This is a genomic window from Erwinia sp. E_sp_B01_1 (assembly GCF_036865545.1).
Taxonomy (GTDB): Bacteria; Pseudomonadota; Gammaproteobacteria; order Enterobacterales; family Enterobacteriaceae; genus Erwinia.
Genome location: NZ_CP142208.1, coordinates 39,622 through 62,603, shown reverse-complemented (window position 1 = coordinate 62,603; position 22,982 = coordinate 39,622). Strand labels below are relative to the sequence as shown.

Sequence of the window (22,982 nt, the reverse complement as noted above, 5' to 3'; positions counted from 1 at the left end):
TCTGTTAACCGCGCTGTGACGCCTTCATATCAATCACAAAGCGGTACTTCACGTCGCCCTTCAGCATCCGCTCAAACGCCACTTCCACCTGATCCAGAGCGATCACTTCCACATCCGACACAATATTGTGCTCGCCACAGAAATCCAGCATCTGCTGCGTTTCCTGAATGCTGCCGATAGACGTGCCGGAAATGCTCAGTCGCTTGAATACAATAGGTGTCACGTTCGGGGACTGATGCGGCGCATCCGGGATCCCAACTAATACCAGATGGCCGTTGGTTTTCAGCGTATGCAGGTAAGGATCGAGATCGTGCGGCGCAGCCACGCAGTCCAGAATAAAATCGAGGCTGTTAGCTTCTGCCGCCATCTGCTCTGCGTCTTTAGAAACCACAACTTTGCTGGCACCTAAACGTAGCGCATCGCTGCCTTTCGCCGGAGAGGTGGTAAACAGCACCACTTCAGCGCCCAGCGCACTGGCCAGTTTCACCGCCATATGCCCCAGACCGCCAAGACCGATAACGCCAACGCGCTGGCCCGGCTGAACGTTCCAGTGCTTTAGCGGTGACCAGGTGGTGACGCCAGCACACAGCAAAGGAGCCACGGCAGCCAGCGGCAGATTTTCGGGTACGTTAACCACAAATTTGCTGTCGACCACGATGCTTTCGGAGTAGCCACCAAAGGTTTTGCCGCCGATGGTTTTTTCATCAGCATTATAAGTAGCGGTGAAGCCCTCTTCGCAGTACTGCTCTTCGCCCTGATGACACTGCGCACAGTGACCACAGGAATCCACCATCACGCCTACGCCGACCAGGTCGCCTTCTTTAAATGCGGTAACGCCGTTTCCGGTACTGATGACGCGACCCACAATTTCATGGCCGGGCACCAGCGGAAACTGGCTGACGCCCCATTCGTTACGGGCCATGTGCAGATCTGAGTGGCAGACGCCGCAGTAGTGGATATCGATATGCACATCGCCAGCCTGCAGTTCGCGGCGTTGAAATTCAAAAGGTTCGAGGGGAGTTGTCGCAGACTTTGCTGCCAGACCATATACCTGCATGGGGGATGCGCCTTGTTTTGCAAAGCGGCGTAGAGTAGTGAAATGTGCCGGTCAGGGCAAGGCGGAAGTGTAAGTCCGTTTAACTTACAGGCAGTGACAAACTATTTATGTAATCACGTTTAGCTGCCTGACGAATCCCGCAAGTCCGACCCCCTGAAACACAAAACCCGCCAGATGGCGGGTTTTCTTACTATCCCAGCAGTTCTCTGCTGAGACATGGATTAAATTGTATTAACTGCATTAATTTCTGTGCGCTGCGCGAAGGTTTGGTGCGCTTGGCTTCCCAGCTTTTCACCGAGGTCACACTCACGCCCAAAGCCAGGGCAAATTCATCAATTTCCATGCCGGTGATTTCCCTGATGCGTTTTGGCTCGGGGATTTTCACTTCGCCCTTTAATGCAGGAGCGGCCTGGATCACTTCACGTGTTAATACAATATGTTCGAGACTCGACAGCAGCTCTCCCATTGGATCTTTCAGTTCCATATCAGCTCTCCTCATAAAACTCACAAATGTGAACGACCGGAGGTCAAAACCTGAGACTCAGGTTCAGAATAGTGGCGACAGCAGCCGCTGGGTGGCTCAGAGAGGTGGCTCAGAGAGACAGCGCAGGGAAACGCCAGGAACCTAATTATTAGATCAAAACCTGAGATTTGCGTCATATTTTTTGCCTAAATTTCAACCTTGCTTAACAACCTGGCATCCTTTTGCGCACCGGTTTTACAGGGAACCTATACAGGCCGCCGTTGGTAGCGATTACACGCAAATTACCCCGGATTTTTTTTCAGATTTGTCTTAACTCAGAAACCGGAGGGAAAGTTACTTTAGTTTCAAAACCGCGTGCAGCGCGGAGTGCAGCTGCACCAAAATATAGCAAACCTGAAAGCCTCCTGAATTTGTCGCATTTCCCTCGTAATTTAATTTCACTGCTTTTTCAGTCTATTAGCGCGAGCAACATCACAATTATATGAACCAATTAAATATTGGTTCGCTTCTTGCCTACTTTGATTAATGGGGAAGCATCTTAATTTCCTTTCCCCAGACCCGTTAGCCACAAAAAAGCCCTTTATCTGAACTTACTATGAGCGAACCAATTATGGGTGGCACGCCAGAAGCCAGTGTGAATTCAAGCTCAGCGCTGGAAAATCTCCGCCAGCTGATCCAACAGCATGAAGTCCAGCCCGATCATCCTCTGCCCACCGAACGGGAGCTTGCAGAGCGCTTTAACGTTGGCCGTCGTGAGATTCGCCGGGCGCTGGACGTGCTGGAAGAAGAGGGGAGGATCTGGCGTAAACAGGGCAAAGGGACTTTTGTTGGCCCTGCCGCGCCGGTGCAGCCGCTGGTGCTTCAGGATTTGCCTCAGCAGTCCAATCTTCTGGAGGTGATGGAAGCGCGGGTGCAGCTGGAACCCGGACTGGCCCGCCTGGCTGCGCTGCGCGCCAGTAATGAGCAGATAGCCCTTATGAAGCGCCTGGTGGAAAGAATGCACTCCTTCACGCTGGGCGACAGCGATCGGACCGAACTCTGGGACAGCGCCTTTCACCGTGCCATCGCAGAGGCCGCAGGTAATCGCCTGATGCTGGGGTTATTCGATGCCATTGATGCGGTACGGCGGGAACCCAGCTGGCAGCATCTGCGGGAACTGGCAAGGACGCAGGATCGCCTCAACAACTATGACCACCATCATCAGCGTCTGGTGCAGCATATCGCCGCCCGCCAGCCTGTTGAGGCCGCTGCAGCGATGCGCGAACACCTTCTGGCGCTGCAACAGGCGTTGATCGAAGCCATCAGCCACGGCGAAGAGGAAGAATGATGATTGCAGATAACCAGCCTCCTGTGCTGACGCTGAATCAGCTGAATGTGCAGTTCAAAGGATCGCCGGTCAGCGTGCTGGACGGAATTTCACTGCAAGTCCATGCCGGTGAAACGCTGGCGTTAGTCGGGGAATCCGGCTGCGGCAAAAGCATCACTTCACTGGCGCTGATGGGATTGTTGCCAGACAGCGCAGAGGTGAAGCACGGCGAGATCGCTTTCCTGGAGAAGAACCTGCTGACGCTGAGCCAGCGTGATTACGCGGACCTGCGCGGCAATGAGCTGGCGATGATATTCCAGGAACCTATGACCTCGCTGAATCCCGCCTTTACCCTGGGCGACCAGCTCAGTGAAGCGGTGATGCGCCACCGCGATATCAACCATCGCGAGGCGATGAAGGTGGCGTTGCAGATTCTGGAGAAGGTGCAGATCCCGGCTCCTGAAATGCGGTTAAAGGCCTACCCTCATCAGCTTTCAGGAGGAATGCGCCAGCGCGTGATGATCGCCATGGCGCTGATCAATCGCCCTAAATTGCTGATTGCTGATGAGCCCACCACCGCGCTGGATGTCACCATTCAGGCGCAGATCCTGGCGCTGCTCAATACCCTGAAAGCGGAAACCGGTACAGCAGTACTGATGATCACTCACGACCTTGGCGTGGTGGCCGAAGTGGCGCAGCGTGTGGCGGTAATGTATGCCGGCCAGGTCGTGGAGACGGGCGATGTTGAGGAGATTTTTAACGATCCACAGCACCCCTACACCATCGGCCTGATGGGGTCTATTCCCAGTCTGGGCGCCCGCAGCGCCTCGCTGGCTACCATCCCCGGGACGGTTCCCCTGCCTGAGCAGATGCCTGCAGGCTGCCGCTTCGCCACCCGTTGCCCCTTTGCCGAAACCCGCTGCCATCAGGACAAGCCCAGCCTGAAAGCCTTTGGGCCCCGCCATCAGGTGGCCTGCTTTCGAGCACCGCTGGAACAGCACATCACGCTGGGAGAAATTGCATGAGCACCCCGATTCTGGAATGTACCGACCTGAGCAAAACTTTCGCTGGCCCCGCGCGATTATTTAAACGTAATCCGCAGGTCACGGCGGTGGATCGCATCTCCATGAAAGTGATGCCGGGCGAGACGCTGGCGATAGTGGGCGAGTCCGGCTCCGGGAAATCCACGCTGGGCCGTCTGCTGCTTCGTCTGCTTTCCCCTTCTCAGGGGCAGGTTTTTTATCAGGGCGAAGAGATCACCCAGGCCAGCGGCGCTCGCCTCAATCAGCTGCGCCGTGAGCTGCAAATTATCTTTCAGGATCCCTTTGCCTCGCTGAACCCCCGCATGAACGTGGAAAGCATTGTTGGTGAACCTTTGTGGCTGCACGAATCCTTATCGGCCAGCCAGCGCCAGGAAAAAGTCGCCGGCCTGCTGCAAACGGTTGGGCTGCCTGCCGCCTGGTCACGCCGCTATCCGCACGAATTCTCCGGCGGCCAGCGCCAGCGTATCGGGATTGCCCGCGCGCTGGCCTCGAACCCGAAACTGCTGCTGGGAGATGAGCCAGTCTCCGCGCTGGACGTCTCGGTGCAGGCGCAGGTGGTGAATCTGCTGGAGAGCCTGAAACAGCAGTTCGGGCTGACAATGATTATTGTCGCCCACGGCCTGGCGGTGATCCGGCATATGAGCGATCGCGTGGCCGTAATGTACCTGGGTCAGATTGTTGAACTGGCCACGGTGGACGAGATTTTCGATGCGCCGCTGCACCCTTACACTCAGGCGCTGATCGCCTCTGCGCCGCAGCTGCAGCCCGGTGCAAACCGTCAGATCCCGATGTTACAGGGCGATCTGCCCAATCCTGCCGCACCGCCCAGCGGCTGCCGTTTTCACACCCGTTGCCCTCACGTCAGCGATGAATGCCGTCTGATTGAACCGATCAATCAGGTATTGCCGGGCGGTCGTCAGGTTGCCTGTCATCGCTGGCAGGAGATCAACCGCGACCGCAGCGTGATTACGATTGCTCCACCTTCTTCCGCTTTTCTCCGGCGCCGTGCGCTGTTTGAACAGGCGGTAAAACACCCTTCAATAACCCCTTCTGGAGAAGTGACGCGATGAAAGTACGCCACACGTTGTTGACCGCCCTGGGCGGCCTGATGCTGATGGGCAGCCTGCAGGCACATGCCGAAAGTACGCTGCGTATTGGTCTGGGTGCCGATCCGGATATGCTCGACCCGCACCTGGCCCGTACCTACTATGGCCGGTTTGTTTTTGCAGCCATGTGTGACCGTCTGGTCGATGTGGATCAAAATCTGCAGGTGGTTCCGGGGCTGGCGACAGACTGGAAATGGAGTGAAGACGGTAAAACGCTGACCATGAATCTTCGTCAGGGCGTCACCTTCCAGGACGGGGAGAAATTTGATGCCGAAGCGGTGAAGTTCAATATTGAACGCGCGCTGACGCTGCCCGGCTCGCTGCGTAAAAGCGAAATCTCCTCCATTGAATCAGTAGAAGTAGCCTCGCCCTATCAGGTGGTCTTCCACCTGAAAAATGCTGATGCCGCCCTGCTGAGCCAGCTCACCGATCGCGCCGGTGCCATGCTCGCTCCCAAAGCCGCAGCCAAACCCGATTTTGCCACCCATCCGGTCTGTTCCGGCCCGTACCAGTTTGAAAGCCGCGTGCAGCAGGATCGTATCGTACTGAAACGCTTTGATAACTACTGGAATAAAGCGGCCTACCATTTCGATAAAGTGGTGTTCCTGCCGATTCCGGATGCCTCTGTGCGTCTGGCTAATCTGCGTTCTGGCGATCTGGATCTCACCGAAGGTATTGCGGCCAGCGATGTAAAAACCGTGGAGGCAGACAGCAAGCTGAGTCTCGCCAAAGTCACCGGTCTGGGCTATCAGGGCATCACTTTTAATATTGCCAACGGCAAAGCTGACCCCAACAACCCGTTTGTCAAAGACGCCCGCGTGCGCGAAGCGTTCTCGCTGGCGATCGACCGTGATGCGCTGAACCAGGTCGCTTTTGAAGGTTTGTACAGCCCGGCTAATCAGGCGCTCTCACCGGTCAGCCCTTATCACGTTAAGCTGCCGGTTGCCCCGCGTGATGTGGAAAAAGCCAAAGCGCTGCTGGCTGCTGCGGGCGTTAAGCCGCCGGTCAACGTCACGCTACTGGTGACCAACAACCCCACCTCACAACAGGTAGGCCAGGTCATTCAGGCGATGGTCAGCGAAGCCGGGTTCAACGTGAATCTGCAGATGAGCGAGTTTGCTTCCCTGCTGGATCGTCAACAGCGCGGTGACTATCAGCTCAGCCTCTCCGGCTGGTCAGGTCGTCCGGATCCGGATGGCAGTATCTTCTCCTTTATCAACAGCAAGGGCACGCTGAACGACGGGCGCTACAGCAATCCTCAGGTTGACAGCTGGCTGACAGAAGCCCGCCAGACCAATGATAAGGCGGCCCGTCAGGCGTTATATGACAAAGTGGTGAAGCAACTGCAAACGGATATGCCCATTGCCTACCTCTATTTTGAACCCCGCATCTTCGGGCTGAATAAAAAACTGGAAGGGTTCAAACCTTTCCCGGACGGCCTGGTGCGGCTGGCCGGCGTGAAGATGGCCCCGTAGGCTGAGGAGCGACAATGCTGGAATTGATCTGTAAACGCCTGCTGCTGGCGATCCCGACGCTGTTTCTGGTGAGCATTATGGTCTTCTCACTGCAAAAACTGCTGCCGGGCGATCCGGTGCTGGCGATGGCGGGCGAGGAGCGCGATCCGGCGGTGATTGCGCAACTGCGTGAGCAGTATCACCTTAACGATCCGCTGCCCACGCAGTATTTTTACTGGCTGGGCAACGCGCTCCGGGGCGATCTGGGCACGTCGCTGCGTACTCAGGAGCCAGTGACCACGCTGATTGCCAGCAAGCTGCCGGTGACGCTGGAACTCTCACTGCTGGCGATGATTGTGGCACTGCTGGTTGGCATCAGCATGGGCATTGTCGCCGCCGTGCGGAAAAACAGCTGGGTGGATCACACCACCAACTTTGTCGCGCTTTCGGGTATCTCGATACCGCATTTCTGGCTGGGTATTCTGCTGATCTTGCTCTTTTCCGTGCATCTTCAGTGGCTGCCCGCTTCCGGCTATGTCTCCCTGAGCGAAAGCCTGTCGCAGAACATCAAAACCCTGCTGCTGCCTGCGCTGGTGCTGGGAACCGGGCTGGCGGCCACGCTGATGCGCCATACCCGTGCCTCAATGATTGCCGTGCTCAAGGCGGACTATATCCGCACCGCCAGAGCGAAAGGCCTGCTGCCGAAAAAGGTGATCCTTAAGCACGCTTTCCGTAATGCACTGGTGCCGGTGATCACCCTCACCACGCTGCTGTTTGGTGAGCTGTTAGGCGGTGCGGTGCTGACTGAGCAGGTCTTTACCCTGCCAGGCTTTGGCAAAATGATAGTCGATGCGGTGTTCAACCGGGATTACGCCGTGGTGCAGGGCGTGGTACTGGTGGTGGCTATCGGTTTTCTGCTGCTGAATTTGCTGGCAGACGTGCTCTATGTGCTGATTAACCCGAAAATGCGAGGCTGACGATGAGTGAAATTCTGGCTTCCGGCAATGCCGCTGCGCTGCGAAAACCCACCAACCGCGTGCTGAAAAAGTTCCTTGGCAATAAAAGCGCGATGATCGGTGCGGTGATTGTGGTGTTCTTTGTGCTGGTGGCGTTGCTGGCTCCGTGGATCGCCCCTTTCGACCCTATCAAAGCGAACTTTCTGGCCGTGCGCAAAGCGCCTTCCGCCCTTTACTGGCTGGGCACGGATGAACTGGGACGCGATATTTTATCCCGCATGATTTGGGGCGCCCGCTCCTCACTGCTGGCGGGCTGTATCTCGGTGATGATTGCCATTCTGATCGGCGTGCCGCTGGGGCTGATTGCCGGGTACTGGCAGGGCATCTGGGATGGCGTAATCTCCCGCTTTATCGAAGCGCTGCTGGCCTGCCCTTTCCTGATCCTCGCGATTGCTCTGGGCGCGTTCCTTGGTCCCAGCCTGGGCAACGCGATGATCGCCATAGGCCTGTCAGCCATGCCCATCTTTGCCCGTCTGACCCGCGGTCAGGTCATCGCCATCCGCAATGAAGAGTATATCGACGGCGCACGCGCCATCGGGCTGCCGGACCGCTGGATAGTGCTGCGCTATGTGCTGCCAAACGTGATGTCACCGATTCTGGTGCAGGCTACGCTGGCGATCGCCTCTGCCATTATCACCGAGGCCAGCCTCTCTTTCCTCGGCCTGGGTCAGCAGCCGCCCAACCCCTCCTGGGGCGCGATGCTCAACACCGCCAAAGGCTTCCTGGAGCAGGCACCCTGGATGTCGGTTTTCCCTGGTCTTGCCATTTTCCTCATCGTGCAGGGCTTCAATCTGCTGGGCGACGGACTGCGCGATGCGCTTGATCCGCGTAACGATTAATCCTTAAGGAACTGCTATGAGTGCAATCAGTGATTTTAACGTGGGATACCCTTCTTACCGTGCGCCAATGATGGGCCGTAACGCCGTCGCGGCCTCGCAACCGCTGGCAGCTCAGGCCGGGATTCGGATGCTGCAACTGGGTGGTAACGCGGTGGATGCCGCAATAGCTACCGCCATGGCGTTAACGGTGGTGGAACCTACCGGCAACGGCATCGGCAGTGATGCCTTTGCCATCGTCTGGGATGGCAAAAAACTCCATGCCCTGAATGCCTCAGGCCGCGCACCGGCTGCCTGGACGCGCGAAACCTTTGCCCATCTTGCAGCAATGCCAGAAATTGGCTGGGATGCCGTCACCGTACCGGGAGCGGTTTCTGCCTGGGTGGAACTGGCGGAACGTTTTGGCACCCTGCCGCTTACCACGCTTGCTCAGCCTGCGATTGAGTATGCGCGTAACGGCTTCCCGGTTTCGCCGCTGATCGGTCATCTTTGGGAGCGGGGCTTTAACAAGCTGCGCGATCAGCCGGGCTTCAGCGCCTGCTTCGCGCCGGAAGGCCGTCCACCAAAGGTGGGTGAACTGTTCCGCAACCCGGATCAGGCCGACACGCTGGAAAAAATCGCTGCGACCAATGGCGAAGCGTTTTATGAGGGGGAGCTGGCCGAAAAAATCGCCGCTTTTGCCCGTGAACACGGTGCGGCGCTGACGCTGGAGGACCTGAAAAATCATAAAGCTGACTGGGTCGATATGCTGTCGCGTCCGTTTGCCGGTGGCTCCGTTCAGGAACTGCCGCCTAACGGCCAGGGCATCGCCACGCTGATGGCGCTGGGTATCCTCGAACAGTGGGATATTGGCCGCTATGAGCCGGATTCGGTGCAGTGGCTGCATCTGTCGATTGAGGCGATGAAGCTGGCGCTGGTCGATCTTGAGCGCTATATAGCCGATGAAGATCATATGGAGTTTCCGGCAGAATTGCTGCTGAGCGATGAGTATCTTAAGTCCCGCGCGGCGTTAATCGATCCTGCCAGAGCCGGTGATTTTACTTTTGGTGCACCGAAGCAAAGCGGCACCGTTTACCTCTCCACCGCCGATGCCAGCGGCATGATGGTCTCCTTTATTCAGTCGAACTATATGGGCTTTGGCTCTGGCGTGGTGGTGCCTGGCACCGGGATCAGCCTGCAAAATCGTGGGGCCGGTTTCGTGCTTGAAGAGAATCACCCTAACGTGGTGGCGGCGAACAAACGCGCTTTCCACACCATCATTCCGGCGTTTGCGCTGGATGCTGATGGCCAGCCGCTGATGTCTTTCGGGGTGATGGGCGGGCCGATGCAGGCGCAGGGCCATCTGCAAATGGCGCTGCGCATTATGCTGCACAAGCAGAACCCTCAGGCGGCGATCGATGCGCCGCGCTGGCGCGTGGTGGAAGGACGGGAAGTCAGCGTGGAGCCTGCAATGGCGCTGAACACTATTGCTGCGCTGCGAGCCATGGGACATAAAATTGTGGTGGAAGATCCGCTACAGACTTACAACTTTGGCGGTGCGCAGGTGATTGTCCGCGATCCGCAGGGCTTCTATATTGCCGCCACCGAAAGCCGCAAAGACGGTCAGGCGCTGGTATTCTGAGTCCTCCTGCCGGAAGGGTGAATTTCTTCGCCCTTCCGGCCCTGTTTTCCATATCCTCACCGCCCCGTATAGACTATTCTTCAGAGGCGGCGCATGCCGCCCTCTTTGCTTGCAAGCCCTACAATTACAGGAGTTACTCCCCATGACGACAGGAATCTTTCGCGTCTGGTCGCGTCTGTTAGTGCCTTTTGTGGCGCTGTTTCTGGTCTTTCAACTGGCTGGCTGCGGTGATAACGAAGCCGATCAGCGCAAAGCCTTTATCGATTTCCTGCAAAACACTGTGTTGCGCAGCGGCGAACATCTGCCCGCCCTCAGTGAAGATCAGAAGCAAAAATTTGGCAATTACGTCAGTGATTACGCCATTATTTACGGCTTCTCTCAGCAGGTTAACCGCGCCACAGATTCGGGTATGAAACCGGTAGTGGATGAACTTTCCGCAATCCGTACTCCGCAGGATTATCTGACCCGCCGCGATTCACTGCGTCAGGCCAGTGGCTCACTGAGCGTGCTGACGCAGCAAATTCAGGCCGCCAAAACGCAGGCCGACAGCAGCAAAGCCGCGCTGAAGCAGCCGGAAGAGTTAAAAACCGTCTATGACAACGTCTATAACAAAGTCGTGACGCAGCCAGCCACTGCGCTGCTGCCGTTGTTACCGGCATTGCAGACGTTGAGCCAGGATGCCGTGCAGACGGGTGATTTCCTGCAGCAGCAGGGTAGCCAGGTCACATTCAACGGCCCGGCGATCCAGTTCCCAACCCAGCAGCAGGCGACTCAGTACAACACGCTGATGAGCAACCTGAATGCCAATGCCCAGGCGCTGGGTCAGGCGCAAACGGCCCTTCAGGGCGGTTTCCAGTAAACCAGCTGGCTTAAGCATTAATTATTAAGGGCGGACTTTTATCCGCCCGTTTTTATTCAGGCGTAATTTGGGTTTAGTACAGAGGAAAAATTCAGAACTCAAAGAGGCTGATAAACGTAATTTTATTACACCTCATCAGGCCAGCGAATCTGGTCCGGTGGGAACTGTGATCGACCGCATTTTCACCTGAATATTTATTGTGATCTGCATCACACATTCACCACAAACCACCCTTCCATTTTCGTGACAAAACTCACATAAAACGGGCTGTTTTGCCTGTTTCCTCACCGTCGTCGCTTTTTTACACTGCATATATGTGATCTCTATCACTAAAACACCCCCTCAGGGTCACCTAAGTTAGTGATATACATCACACTTAACCCGATGACTACGCAGCGTCATATTCGCGTGCTAGAGTCCGCCTGCATACAGTGATACAGACGGCTCCCCGCCGAAATGTCCTAAACAAAAATCAACGCGCTCTCTTATTTGTCAGCGCGTACCAATAAGGGGTGTGTTTTTATGTCCTCATCAGATATCAAGATCAAGGTACAGAACTTTGGTCGCTTTCTGAGCAACATGGTGATGCCAAACATCGGGGCGTTTATCGCCTGGGGTATCATCACCGCACTGTTTATTCCTACCGGCTGGCTGCCAAATGAAACGATGGCCAAACTGGTTGGCCCGATGATCACCTACCTGTTGCCACTGTTGATCGGCTACACCGGTGGTCGTCTGGTTGGCGGCGATCGCGGTGGCGTGGTGGGTGCTATCACCACTATGGGCGTGATCGTCGGTGCGGATATGCCAATGTTCCTCGGAGCGATGATTGCAGGCCCGCTGGGCGGCTGGGCAATCAAAAACTTTGACCGTGTGGTTGACGGAAAAATCAAAAGCGGCTTCGAAATGCTGGTCAACAACTTCTCTGCCGGTATCATCGGCATGGTGTTGGCGCTGCTCTCTTTCCTGGCTATCGGTCCTCTGGTCGAGGGTCTGTCCCACATTCTCGCCGCCGGCGTGAACCTGATGGTGCAGAACAACCTGCTGCCGTTAACCTCTATTTTTGTCGAACCGGCGAAAATCCTGTTCCTGAACAACGCCATCAACCACGGCATCTTCTCGCCACTGGGTATCCAGCAGGCCAGCGAAGCCGGTAAATCGATCTTCTTCCTGATCGAAGCCAACCCGGGTCCGGGCATGGGCGTACTGATGGCTTACATGTTCTTTGGTCGTGGCAATGCCAAACAGTCTGCGGGCGGCGCGGCTATCATCCACTTCCTGGGCGGTATTCACGAAATCTACTTCCCTTACGTGCTGATGAACCCGCGTCTGATCATCGCGGTTATTCTGGGCGGCATGACCGGCGTATTTACCCTGACGCTGCTGAATGGCGGTCTGGTCTCTCCGGCTTCTCCTGGTTCGATCCTGGCCGTACTGGCGATGACGCCAAAAGGGGCTTATTTCGCCAACATTACGGCGATTGCTGCGGCCTTTGCAGTCTCCTTCGTCGTCTCTGCCATTTTGCTGAAAACCAGCAAAGTGAAAGAAGATGACGATATCGAAGCTGCTGCCCGTCGCGTCAGCGAAATGAAAGCACAGTCAAAAGGTCAGGCTGGTTCTGCAACCACCACAACCGCAAGCGGCATGAACAGCGATCTGACCCACGTTCGCAAAATCATTGTGGCTTGTGATGCCGGTATGGGATCAAGCGCCATGGGCGCTGGCGTGCTGCGTAAAAAGGTGAACGATGCTGGTCTGAGTAATATCTCGGTGACCAACACCGCCATCAACAACCTGCCGGGCGACGTGGATCTGGTGATCACTCACCGGGACCTGACCGAACGCGCGATGCGTCAGGCTCCCCATGCTCAGCATATTTCACTGACCAACTTCCTTGACAGTGGCCTCTACACCGACCTGACCAGCCGTCTGGTTGAGGCAAACCGCACCGCAGGCCACCGCGAGAAAGTTACGGCCACACTGAGCGACAGCTATGACGAAAGTCAGGAACATCTGTTCAAACTCAGCGCCCGTAATATCTTCCTGGGCAACCGCGCAACGGATAAAGAGCAGGCCATCCGTTTTGCTGGTGAGCAGCTGGTAAGAGGCGGATATGTTGAGCCAGAATATGTTCAGGCAATGCTGGATCGTGAGAAACTGACGCCGACTTATCTGGGTGAATCCATTGCTGTGCCGCACGGGACTATCGAAGCTAAAGACCGCGTGCTGCAAACCGGCATCGTCTTCTGCCAGTATCCGGAAGGCGTGCGCTTTGGTGAAGATGAAGACGATATTGCCCGTCTGGTTATCGGCATCGCTGCCCGTAACAACGAGCATATCCAGGTCATCACCAGCCTGACCAACGCGCTGGATGATGATTCCGTGATCCAGAGACTGATTACGACCACCGACGTGCAGGAAGTTTTGGATCTGCTGTCAGGTAAAACCCCCGCGTAACGCAGGTTTTCAAGCTTTACCTCCCAGGGCCGGGCATGCCCGGCTCTTTTTTCGGGTCGGGTTTGTCCGGCCCCTGATCGTTGATACGGGAAAAAATCATGAAAGCATTACATTTTGGCGCCGGAAATATTGGCCGCGGTTTTATTGGGAAGTTACTCTCAGATGCCGGTATTCAGCTGACATTTGCAGATGTGAACCAGGTGGTTCTGGATGCGCTGAACGCCCGTCATGAGTATCCGGTTCATGTGGTTGGCGAGCAGGCTCAGGTCGAAATCGTCAAAGGCGTCAATGCCGTTAACAGCGCCAGCGACGACATCGTCCCGCTGATCGCTGAGGTTGATATCGTTACCACGGCGGTTGGCCCTCAAATTCTGGAACGCATTGCCGGTGGCATTGCGAAAGGCCTGGCCAAACGCAGTGATAGCGGTAATACCCGTCCGTTAAACATCATCGCCTGTGAGAACATGGTTCGCGGTACCACGCAGCTGAAAGAGCATGTAATGAAGGCGCTGCCAGAGCAGTATCATGCCTGGGTTGAAGCCAACGTTGGCTTTGTTGACTCCGCTGTGGATCGTATTGTTCCCCCTTCAGAGGCCGGTACCACCGACCCGCTGGAAGTGACGGTGGAAACCTTCAGTGAGTGGATTGTTGACCAGACACAGTTCAAAGGCGACCTGCCGGCCATTCCGGGGATGGAACTGACCGATAACCTGATGGCCTTCGTTGAGCGTAAGCTGTTTACCCTGAATACCGGCCACGCCATTACTGCTTACCTGGGCCAGCAGGCCGGACACAAGACCATCCGCGAGGCCATTCTGGATGAGAAAGTGCGTGCGGTAGTGAAAGGGGCAATGGAAGAGAGCGGCGCGGTGCTGATTAAGCGCTACGATTTTGATGCTGAAAAGCATGCTGCCTATATCCAGAAAATCCTTGGCCGCTTCGAAAACCCCTACCTGAAAGATGATGTTGAACGTGTGGGCCGTCAGCCTCTGCGTAAACTCAGCGCGGGCGATCGTCTGATCAAACCCACGCTCGGCACGCTGGAGTATGCTCTGCCCCACGCCAACCTGGTCACCGGTATCGCGGCTGCCCTGCATTACCGCAGCGATCAGGACCCTCAGGCACAGGAACTGGTAGAGCTGCTGAACAGCAAAGGCGTGAAAGCCACCCTGGCGCAGATTTCAGGTCTGGATGAAGAGAGTGACGTGGTCGCCGACGTGGTAAAGGCTTTTGATGCCATGGCATAGTGCCCTTCACGGATGAACGGACAGGGCGCAGCTTTGCTGTGCCCATTAAGGCGGCGCCCGTCTGGTAATGAACGATATGCAGGCTCTCATGGAAAAACCACAGGCTTTTGAAAATCGGGTGCTTGAACGCCTGAACGCCGGACGAACGGTCAGAGCTTTTCTGATCGCGGCGGTTGAGCTGCTGGCAGAAGCGGTGAACCTGTTGGTGATCCAGGTCTTCCGCAAAGATGACTATGCGGTGAAATATGCGGTTGAACCCCTGTTACTGGGCGATGGTCCGCTGGGTGAACTCTCTGTCAGACTCAAGCTGATTTATGGTCTGGGCGTCATCAACCGCAATGAATATGAAGATGCCGAATTACTGATGGCGCTGCGCGAAGCATTAAACGACGACGGCACCGAGTACCGGTTTACCGATGATGAACTGCTGGGGCCTTTTGGCGAACTGCATTGCGTCATGGCATTCCCTCCCCGACCAGACCTCTCGGTGGAAGACCCTGAACTGCGCGCCATGCTGCAACAGCGTTATCAGCAGGTGGTGCGATCCACCATGGTGCTGTCGCTGACGGAGCTGATTTCACGCATCAGCCTTAAGCAGGCGTTCAAAAAGTAACGCTCCCCCTTTCCCCCTTCCTGTCGCTTTCGTGTATCCTTGCGACAATGAATCACTTCACGGTTAATGAAAAATGAAAGAACAAGTTCAGGAAGAAATCAGAACCCTTAGCGATAAGCTGGATGCCCTGACGCGTAAAGAGCCTCTGCTGCTGGAGTCCGGCGAAGCTGAAAAGCTCGGTGAATTGCTGAAAGAAAAAGAGAAGATTGTTGAAGAGCTGGAGCGCCTGCGTGGCGTGCGTGAACAGAAGCTGAGCAAAGAAGCGCAGAAGCTGAAAGAGTTGCCATTCAGCCGCGCAATCACCAAAAAGGAACAGGCCAATATGGGCGCGTTTAAGAAAAGCGTCCGTGGCATCGTTGTGGTGCATCCAATGACCGCACTGGGCCGTGAAATGGGCCTGACTGAGATGACCGGCTTCGCGAAAACCGCTTTTTAACTCCCCGGTTGTCGCAAACGCCCGCTAATGCGGGCGTTTTTTTATGGCATCAGCCAGCTTATTTCTTCGCGTATTTCGCCTGCAGGGTGGTGAACCACGGTGCCACGAAATCGGTGGATTCGCCCCAGCCTGGAATAATTTTATTCAGGTTAGTGACGTTAACGCCACCGGATTGCTGAGCGAGTTGTTGCTGAGAAATGGCGGACGCTTTGAACTGATAAGTCGCTGGCGTGGTTTCTCCGCCGATCTTGTTGGCAATCAGACGCATGTTAGTGGCGCCAATCAGCTTGCTGTCGACGGCTACAGTCTGCTTCCATGGGCTATCTTTCTGATGCATCAACTGCAAGTCCTGGTTAGAGACATCAATGCTGTAAAGTTTGATTTCAGTACGGCCATTCTCCTGCAGCGCTTTATAAGCGCCCTGCGCGAACGCATCCCATGAGCCCCAGATAGCATCGATTTTGCCTTTCGGGTACTTGGCGAGGATTGCGCCAATCTTGTTCGCCGTATCGCCCTGCACATCGGAAGAGACTGCGCCGATAGACTCAAGCTGGTGAATGCCTGGATTGGCTTTTAACACTTTCTCATACACCACCTGGCGACGTTCCATCGCCGGGAAGCCCGCCACCCACAGCTTAACGATATTGGCCTTGCCGTTGGTGTCTTTGAGCAGCTGATCCAGAGAGAGCTGGGCCAGAGAAGCATCATCCTGAGCCGTGACGGTCACGCCTTCAACCGGCTTGTTAACCGGGGTATCAAACACTGACACTTTGATCCCGGCATCGGCAATGCGCTTCACCAGTTCGGTGGAGTACGGGTCTTTACCGTGGGAAAGAATGATGCCGTCATATTTCTGGCTGATCGCCTGATTCACAAAGTCCTGGAAACGCGCATCATCGCCGTTGCTCAGGAAAGTGCTGACCTTGAAGCCCAGCTTGCGGCCTTCCTGAATGGCACCGGCAACAAACTGCGTGGTGTTGTCATCAGACCCCAGGTTACGGATCACCGCAACGCGCACCGGACCCTCGTGGTTAGCGATCGCAGCAGGAACGGCAGCGGTCTCAGCAAAGGCAGGAACGGCTGTCAGCAGGCTGATGGCCAGGAGCGATGTGGTCAGTTTTTTCATTTTTATTAATACCCTGTCAGACAGTTTGAAGCGCTTAGCGGCGCTGTATGTAGGTAATCGCCAGCGCAATAGCCAGCACCAGACCTTTAATAATATCCATAGCGTAATAAGGCACAGAGAGCATCACCAGGCCGTTCTGCAGCACGCCCAGAATCACCGCACCCAGCAGCGTGCCCAGCGCGTTAGGCTTACCGGCACCCGCCAGTGAGAGGCCGATCCAGGCCGCGGCAACCGCATCCATCAGGTAACCCCCCGGCATTGACCTGCGAGGAGCCAATGCGCGAGGCCAGCAGGATACCGCCCAGCCCGGCCAGCAATGAGGCGATGACGTAAGCCAGCACGCGATACCGGTTGGTGCGGATACCGGACAGACGAGCCGCCTCAGGATTGCCACCAATTGCATACATCCGGCGGCCATGCTTGGTCAGCGACAGCCCCAGTTGAGCAACCAGGGTCACCACCAGCATGATGATCACGATGGTTGGCACCTGGCCCAGCAGCGAGAAGTTGGCCGGGATCGTACCTTCCGCCATGTCGCCGCTCGGCAGCACCATGTTTTCGGTAATGGATCCGCCGAAGCTGTAGGTCATCGCCACGCCCTGCACCACAAACAGGCTGGCTAAAGTGGCCAACATGTCAGGAATTTTCAGGATAACGATAAGAAATGCGTTAAACAGGCCGACCAGCGTACAGAGTAACAGCGTGATAACGATAGCTTCAGTCGATCCGAAGCCGTACCAGACGAACAGCGAGATCACCAGCGAGTTGGCCAGCGATGCCGTGGAGCCGACGGAGAGGTCAAACCCTCCGATGGTCAGCGAGACCGACACCCCAACAGCAATTACCGTGACGATGGCGATAGAGCGCAGAATATTGATGATGTTGGTCGGTTCCAGGAAGCTGTCTGAAGCCAGCCCAAACGCAGCAATCAACGCTACAACCGTGATTAACATTCCCCATTTATAGAGAAAATCAAACAGCTGGTGACGCACAGAGGGCGCCGCCTTTATGGAAATGTCTTTGCTGCTCACGCAGGCGTTCCTCCGGTGGAATAAAGTAAAAGTGTTTCTTCATCAACGTTACTGGCATCCATTTCCGCCACAATACGCCCGTCCCAGAGCACGCAGATGCGATCGCATAAGCCAACCAGTTCGGCAAACTCGCCGGAGGCATAAATCACCCCTTTTCCCTGGCGGGCGAGTCCGTCAATCAGATCAAATAAATCGGTTTTGGCTTTGATATCGACCCCTTTGGTCGGCTCATCAAAAATCAGCACGTCTGCGTCATTACGCAGCCATTTGCCGATAGCCACTTTCTGCTGGTTGCCGCCAGACAGGCGACGCAGCGTTTGCTGTGGGCCAGTGGTGCGCACGCCCAGCTTCTGAATCACCTCCTCTGCCCATTGCCAGGCCTGGCGGTGACCAAACAGACTCCAGCGCGAGAAGCTGTTATCCGCAGTGATGCTGAGGTTCATCGCCACCGATTCATCAATAAAGATGCCTTCTTTGCGGCGTTCTTCAGGGATGAGCGCCATGCGGTTTTCCACCGCGGCATGTGGCGAGGAGGGTTTCCACGGCTTGCCGTGCAGCTCGCCCTGTTCAATGCGGTTGTTACTGGCACCAAACAGCGCTTTACACAGCTCGGTTTTACCCGCGCCAGCCAGGCCGGCAATCCCCAGGATTTCGCCTTCACGCAGCGTCAGCGAGATGTTTTGCAGTAAGGCATCGTCATGCAGCCCTTCAACCTTCATCAGCACCCGATCGCTGAACGGCGGGCGGCGCGGTGGATAGATGTCATCGAGCTGGTGGCCGAGCATCTTCTCCACGATCTGCTCGCCATCAAGCTGAGCCATCGGGCAGGTTTCAACCAGGCGGCCATCGCGCAGCACGGTCAGCCAGTCGCAGATGGCACGCACTTCATGAATCCGGTGAGAGATAAAGACCACGCCAATCCCGCTTTGCTGCAAGCGGCGAACCACAGCAAACAGGCGTTCGCTTTCATGCTGGTCCAGCGGGGCGGTTGGTTCATCAAGGATCAAAAAACGGCAGTGATGAGAAAGCGCGCGGGCCAGCAAAATCTGCTGCTTTTCTGCCAGCGTGCATTGATCGATACGGCGGCGAACGTCCAGCGAAACATCCAGCTGTGCTAACAGCGCTTTGGCCTGCCTGCGGATTTCACCCCAATGATAAATCTGGCCGCTTTCAGCCAGACGATCCAACATGATGTTTTCCGCCACGCTGAGCGTGGGCACCAGCGCCACGTCCACTTCCTGCTGCACCAGATGAATACCCAGTTTTTTGGCATCACGCGGTGAACGGATGGTGACAGGCTGACCATCCAGCAGGATTTCGCCACTGAAATGATCGTAAGCGCCGGACAGCACCGCCATCAGCGTTGATTTCCCCGCCCCGTTGGCACCGGTCAGGGCGTGCACCGAGTGGCCTTCAAGGCTGAAATCAACGCCATTCAGGGCAGTGAAACCGCCAAAAGCGATGGAGATTTGACGCATTTCAAGGCGATTAACCGCAGTCATGGACGAAACTCTCTGGCAGATGAAAAACGTGTCGCCGCATTTTTTATTGGATTGGCACGGCTGACAACGAACTAAAGCGCATAAGCTAACACAAAAGGTTATTAGCCATCCAGACATCCAGCCATATAAGCGGTTAAAACCAGTGAGACTGTCGTATTCAGCAGAAAACCGGGGATGTCAGGGAATGGGCAGCATTTCGTTCGGCCAGCATGCAGAGAACCTGCAACAGAAATCGGCCCTGTTGCGATGCCTGGAAACCTTAGATCAGCAGACGTAAATGTGAAGGCCAGGGCAGGAAAAGAAAGGCCGAAGTTGTGAGGTTGGGTTAAGGCACCCGGGGGCAAATATCTAACCCAGGAAACCTGGCTCGAAGTGAATTTCAGGCACAAAAAAACCGCCCTGTTTGACGGTTTCTTTGTGCTGGTCAGGTTAAGCGGGCCTGTCCAGCTTTACATCATTGTATACTTCAGGCAAGCACACCCCTTGCTTAAATAATCATCTAATTACCATGCCATGTCAAGTTCACACACAGAACATATGGTTATTCTTTTGTCGGCCCTTTCCGCCGCCATAAGCAAGCGGGCACCGGTTTTAAGGAAAGGATCTTTAATGGCCGTAAAGGCAAGCACACCCCAGTGCTTGCTTTCACGGTGCTATCGCCGGTGGTAAAACCGTGAAGCGGTCTGCGCAAGGACCGCACAATGAAACGATACATTTGTATTGTGATCGTTGTATCTGGAGCAATGTTCTCACCAGATCAGGGACGCTGGATATTATCTAACAACTCAATCCCGGTGAATATCATTTCTCCAGGTAAGTAGCCTGGTAACCGCCCTTCGGGGCGGTTTCCTTTATCAGAAGGTTTCCCAGTTGGCTTCACTCAAGGCGCTTTTTGAGGGTAACGCGGCAGGGGCAAAATTCACGCGTGCCGGGGTGAGGGTTGCCGCTTTACTCACAGCACGGCCTGCCGCACCCTCATCAACAGAAAGGCGGAACACGGATACCGCCTGACTCAGCACTAACGCCTGCTCTTCCAGCGAATTGGCGGCAGCGGCGGACTCTTCCACCAGCGCGGCGTTCTGCTGGGTGGTGTTATCCATCTCAGTCACCGCGGTAGAGACCTGGCTGATGCCACGGCTCTGCTCATCCGAGGCGGAAGCAATCTCGCCCATGATGTCGTGAACGTTGGAAACCGACTGCACAATACCCTGCATCGTCAGTCCGGTATTTTCCACCAGCCTGGCTCCGGTGCTCACACGCTCGACGGATTCTTTGATCAATCCTTCAATTTCTTTAGCTGCCTGTGCGGAGCGTTGGGCAAGATTACGCACCTCACTGGCAACCACGGCAAAACCCCGCCCCTGCTCACCCGCTCGCGCGGCCTCTACAGCAGCATTCAGGGCCAGAATATTGGTCTGGAACGCAATGCTGTTGATGGTGGTGGTGATATCTGCGATGCGTTTCGAACTGTCTGAAATTTGCTGCATGGTTTCCACCACATCTTTCACCTGCTGCCCTCCGGTACGGGCGGTAGTGGAAGCTTCAGAGGCCAGCTTGCTGGCATGGTGGGCATTATCAGCGTTCTGCTTCACGGTGGAGCTGAGTTGTTCCATGCTGGCTGCAGTCTGCTCTACTGCGGCAGCCTGCTGTTCAGTACGTGAAGAGAGATCGGTATTGCCAGCGCTGATTTCTGCTGCCGCATGCGCAACCTGGCTGACGCCTGAACGGATGTCGCTGATTATCCGGCGCAGGTTATCGCTCATCGTCCCGACCGCGCTCATTAACTGGCCCAGCTCATCCTGACGATGAGTTTCGACCCGGGCGCTGAGATCGCCGTTGGCGATGCGCTCCGTGGTGGCCAGCGTATCGCGCAGTGGGCGGGTGATCTGGCGGGTGATGGTCAGGGCAATCAGCAAGCCAATAATCAGGGCTGCCACGGTGACAACAGTCATAGTGGTGATGGCCGTACTGACGTTCTCACGGGTTATCCGCAGCTGCTTCTGAACCAGTGCCTCCACCAGCTTGTTCATTTCAGCGGCCTGCTTCACCATTATGGTCGCCGCCTCAAGCTGCTGCTGATAAGCCGGAACATAAGAAAGAACGCTGGCTTTATAGCTGATCAGGCGCTGTTTCAGCGGTTGCAGGGTGGTTTCCTGGGCGGGCGTCACCAGGCTCGAAAAAGTATTCAGCGTGGCAACGGCGGTATCGGCTGACTGGCTTAAGATCGCTGCCGTTTTCTCAGAGGGCGCGGCGATCACGCCACGCACCGCGTAATGCACGTCAAGCAGCGCGTAATCCAGTTTCCCCATCAGCACCTGTAGTTGCAGATCGGCCGTTGGCCCCAGCTCCTTTTTCAGATCGACAAACGCGGCTTCACTGGCCGAGAGGTTCCAGCTGCCTTTGATCTCATTGCGGGTATTCACTGCCTGCACAAAATGCGACTGGGCATCCTGATAAGATTTGACCAGCCCGGGGAACTCATCCAGCCAGGCGCGGGTCGAGGCATCAAAGAACGAGGTAGCGAGCATTTTATTAAACAGGCCCAGCGCGTCGGCGATTTTCTGCTGGCTGAGGGCGATCTCTTTCTCATCAAACGAGAGCTGATACTGCTTCTGGCTGTCCAGCGCTGCACTGATGTCGCTGCTGATCGCGTGGCTGAAGTCCACCTTATCCGTACGTTCTTTGACGTTGTTAAATTTGCTAATTCCCACGGCGGCGATGGCGGCAGCCAGCAGTAAAACCAGCGTAAAGCCGGTACCGAGCTTTTTCCCTACCCTTAAATTTTCCAGGCTACGACTGATACTGTTGAACATTTTTATTATTTTTCCCGAACTCGATAGCAAAGTAAGGCGGGCAATGCAGGCTTCTGCCGCCATGTATGGTGATCGACTTAACAGTTTCTTCTATCGGACATTTTCGGAAAGGACTTTAACCAACCAGGCCAGGCAGGGGAGGCGAATAATCTTTTCGTGAGGGGGATTAACAGGAGGAATAACAGCTTTTTACAAACCGGCAGGCAATAAAAAACCGACGGAGCGGACTCCGTCGGTTTATCGTCACGAATTAACGTGGCAGGGAATTATTTTGCTGCGGAGAAACGGGCTGCCGCTTCGTCCCAGTTTACAACTTCCCAGAATGCCTTGATGTAGTCAGGGCGCTTGTTCTGATACTTCAGGTAGTAAGCGTGTTCCCAGACGTCCAGACCCACAATCGGGGTACCGGATGCGCCAGAAACAGCTTCGCCCATCAGTGGGCTGTCCTGGTTAGCCGTAGAGACTACAGCCAGCTTGTCGCCTTTTTTAACCAGCCACGCCCAGCCTGAACCGAAACGGGTTGCTGCCGCTTTTTCGAATTCTGCTTTGAACGCGTCAACGCTGCCGAAATCTTTTTCGATAGCCGCTTTCAGATCGCCGCTCAGAGTGGTGCCGGTTTTCAGGCCTTTCCAGAAGAAGCTGTGGTTAGAGTGGCCGCCCGCGTTGTTACGCAGTACGGTTTTCTTGTCCGCAGGAACCTGGTCCAGTTTAGCGATCAGCTCGTCAACAGGCAGGTCAGCAAACTCAGTGCCTTCCAGCGCCGCGTTGGCGTTGTTCACGTAGGTCTGGTGATGTTTAGTGTGATGGATTTCCATCGTCTGCTTGTCGAAATGCGGTTCCAGTGCGTCGTATGCGTAAGGCAAGGATGGCAGTGAATAACTCATGTTCATCATCTCCATTTAATGTTGGGCGGCGCTGTTGTCTGTTAGCACCGCGTAAGCAGTCGGATCATTATAGTTAAATAAACGATCCGTA

Annotated in this window: 18 protein-coding genes and 1 pseudogene; 12 read left to right on the top strand and 7 right to left on the bottom strand. The window is 55.6% G+C overall.

Annotated features, from left to right (window positions below; genetic code table 11):
• Positions 1–4: 4 nt before the first annotated feature.
• Positions 5–1,057 (bottom strand): NAD(P)-dependent alcohol dehydrogenase, encoded by a 1,053-nt coding sequence (locus tag VRC33_RS00275; protein WP_338559686.1) that lies wholly within the window; start codon positions 1,055–1,057, stop codon positions 5–7.
• A gap of 190 nt (positions 1,058–1,247) precedes the next feature.
• Positions 1,248–1,541: an HTH-type transcriptional regulator gene (locus VRC33_RS00270; RefSeq protein ID WP_338559683.1), complete on the bottom strand. Its 294-nt coding sequence runs from the start codon at positions 1,539–1,541 to the stop codon at positions 1,248–1,250.
• Between the two features lie 610 nt (positions 1,542–2,151).
• Between VRC33_RS00270 and VRC33_RS00265 the strand changes: the two genes are divergently transcribed.
• From VRC33_RS00265 to VRC33_RS00210, 12 genes are all read left to right on the top strand, one after another.
• Positions 2,152–2,868, top strand: a complete 717-nt coding sequence (locus VRC33_RS00265) for a FadR/GntR family transcriptional regulator (protein ID WP_338564396.1) — start codon at positions 2,152–2,154, stop codon at positions 2,866–2,868.
• Complete coding sequence (locus tag VRC33_RS00260; RefSeq protein ID WP_338559680.1) at positions 2,865–3,872, top strand: ABC transporter ATP-binding protein; 1,008 nt, start codon at positions 2,865–2,867, stop codon at positions 3,870–3,872. The genes VRC33_RS00265 and VRC33_RS00260 overlap by 4 nt, the downstream gene beginning before the upstream one ends.
• Positions 3,869–4,960, top strand: a complete 1,092-nt coding sequence (locus tag VRC33_RS00255) for an oligopeptide/dipeptide ABC transporter ATP-binding protein (RefSeq protein WP_338559678.1) — start codon at positions 3,869–3,871, stop codon at positions 4,958–4,960. Before VRC33_RS00260 ends, VRC33_RS00255 begins: the two co-directional genes overlap by 4 nt.
• Complete coding sequence (locus VRC33_RS00250) at positions 4,957–6,471, top strand: ABC transporter substrate-binding protein (RefSeq protein WP_338559676.1); 1,515 nt, start codon at positions 4,957–4,959, stop codon at positions 6,469–6,471. The genes VRC33_RS00255 and VRC33_RS00250 overlap by 4 nt, the downstream gene beginning before the upstream one ends.
• Before the next feature lie 14 nt (positions 6,472–6,485).
• A complete protein-coding gene (locus VRC33_RS00245) occupies positions 6,486–7,427 on the top strand; it encodes an ABC transporter permease (RefSeq protein ID WP_338559673.1) in 942 nt (313 codons plus the stop codon).
• Between the two features lie 2 nt (positions 7,428–7,429).
• On the top strand, positions 7,430–8,305 hold the full coding sequence (locus VRC33_RS00240) for an ABC transporter permease (protein ID WP_338559671.1): 876 nt from the start codon (positions 7,430–7,432) through the stop codon (positions 8,303–8,305).
• A gap of 16 nt (positions 8,306–8,321) precedes the next feature.
• Positions 8,322–9,923: a gamma-glutamyltransferase family protein gene (locus VRC33_RS00235; protein ID WP_338559669.1), complete on the top strand. Its 1,602-nt coding sequence runs from the start codon at positions 8,322–8,324 to the stop codon at positions 9,921–9,923.
• A gap of 142 nt (positions 9,924–10,065) precedes the next feature.
• Complete coding sequence (locus VRC33_RS00230; RefSeq protein WP_338559666.1) at positions 10,066–10,782, top strand: DUF3053 domain-containing protein; 717 nt, start codon at positions 10,066–10,068, stop codon at positions 10,780–10,782.
• Between the two features lie 522 nt (positions 10,783–11,304).
• Positions 11,305–13,239: a PTS mannitol transporter subunit IICBA gene (locus tag VRC33_RS00225; RefSeq protein WP_338559664.1), complete on the top strand. Its 1,935-nt coding sequence runs from the start codon at positions 11,305–11,307 to the stop codon at positions 13,237–13,239.
• Positions 13,240–13,337: 98 nt separating this feature from the next.
• Positions 13,338–14,486 carry a mannitol-1-phosphate 5-dehydrogenase gene (gene mtlD, locus VRC33_RS00220; protein WP_338559662.1) on the top strand — a complete coding sequence of 383 codons (1,149 nt, stop codon included), beginning with the start codon at positions 13,338–13,340 and terminating at the stop codon, positions 14,484–14,486.
• A gap of 67 nt (positions 14,487–14,553) precedes the next feature.
• Positions 14,554–15,099, top strand: coding sequence for a mannitol operon repressor MtlR (mtlR, locus tag VRC33_RS00215; protein WP_338559659.1), 546 nt, complete (start codon positions 14,554–14,556; stop codon positions 15,097–15,099).
• 73 nt (positions 15,100–15,172) lie between these two features.
• Positions 15,173–15,535, top strand: coding sequence for a YibL family ribosome-associated protein (locus VRC33_RS00210; RefSeq protein ID WP_338559657.1), 363 nt, complete (start codon positions 15,173–15,175; stop codon positions 15,533–15,535).
• Between the two features lie 58 nt (positions 15,536–15,593).
• Here the strand turns inward: VRC33_RS00210 and VRC33_RS00205 are convergent, their stop codons facing one another.
• From VRC33_RS00205 to sodA, 5 genes and pseudogenes are all read right to left on the bottom strand, one after another.
• Positions 15,594–16,661: a sugar ABC transporter substrate-binding protein gene (locus VRC33_RS00205; protein WP_338559654.1), complete on the bottom strand. Its 1,068-nt coding sequence runs from the start codon at positions 16,659–16,661 to the stop codon at positions 15,594–15,596.
• 34 nt (positions 16,662–16,695) lie between these two features.
• A pseudogene (locus VRC33_RS00200) lies at positions 16,696–17,692 on the bottom strand (ABC transporter permease).
• Positions 17,689–19,194: a sugar ABC transporter ATP-binding protein gene (locus tag VRC33_RS00195; RefSeq protein WP_338559652.1), complete on the bottom strand. Its 1,506-nt coding sequence runs from the start codon at positions 19,192–19,194 to the stop codon at positions 17,689–17,691. The pseudogene VRC33_RS00200 and the gene VRC33_RS00195 overlap by 4 nt, the downstream one beginning before the upstream one ends.
• An 854-nt stretch (positions 19,195–20,048) precedes the next feature.
• Positions 20,049–22,007 carry a methyl-accepting chemotaxis protein gene (locus tag VRC33_RS00190; protein WP_338559650.1) on the bottom strand — a complete coding sequence of 653 codons (1,959 nt, stop codon included), beginning with the start codon at positions 22,005–22,007 and terminating at the stop codon, positions 20,049–20,051.
• Positions 22,008–22,273: 266 nt separating this feature from the next.
• Entirely contained in the window at positions 22,274–22,891 is a 618-nt protein-coding gene (gene sodA / locus VRC33_RS00185) for a superoxide dismutase [Mn] (RefSeq protein ID WP_338559648.1), read from the bottom strand.
• Positions 22,892–22,982: the final 91 nt, after the last annotated feature.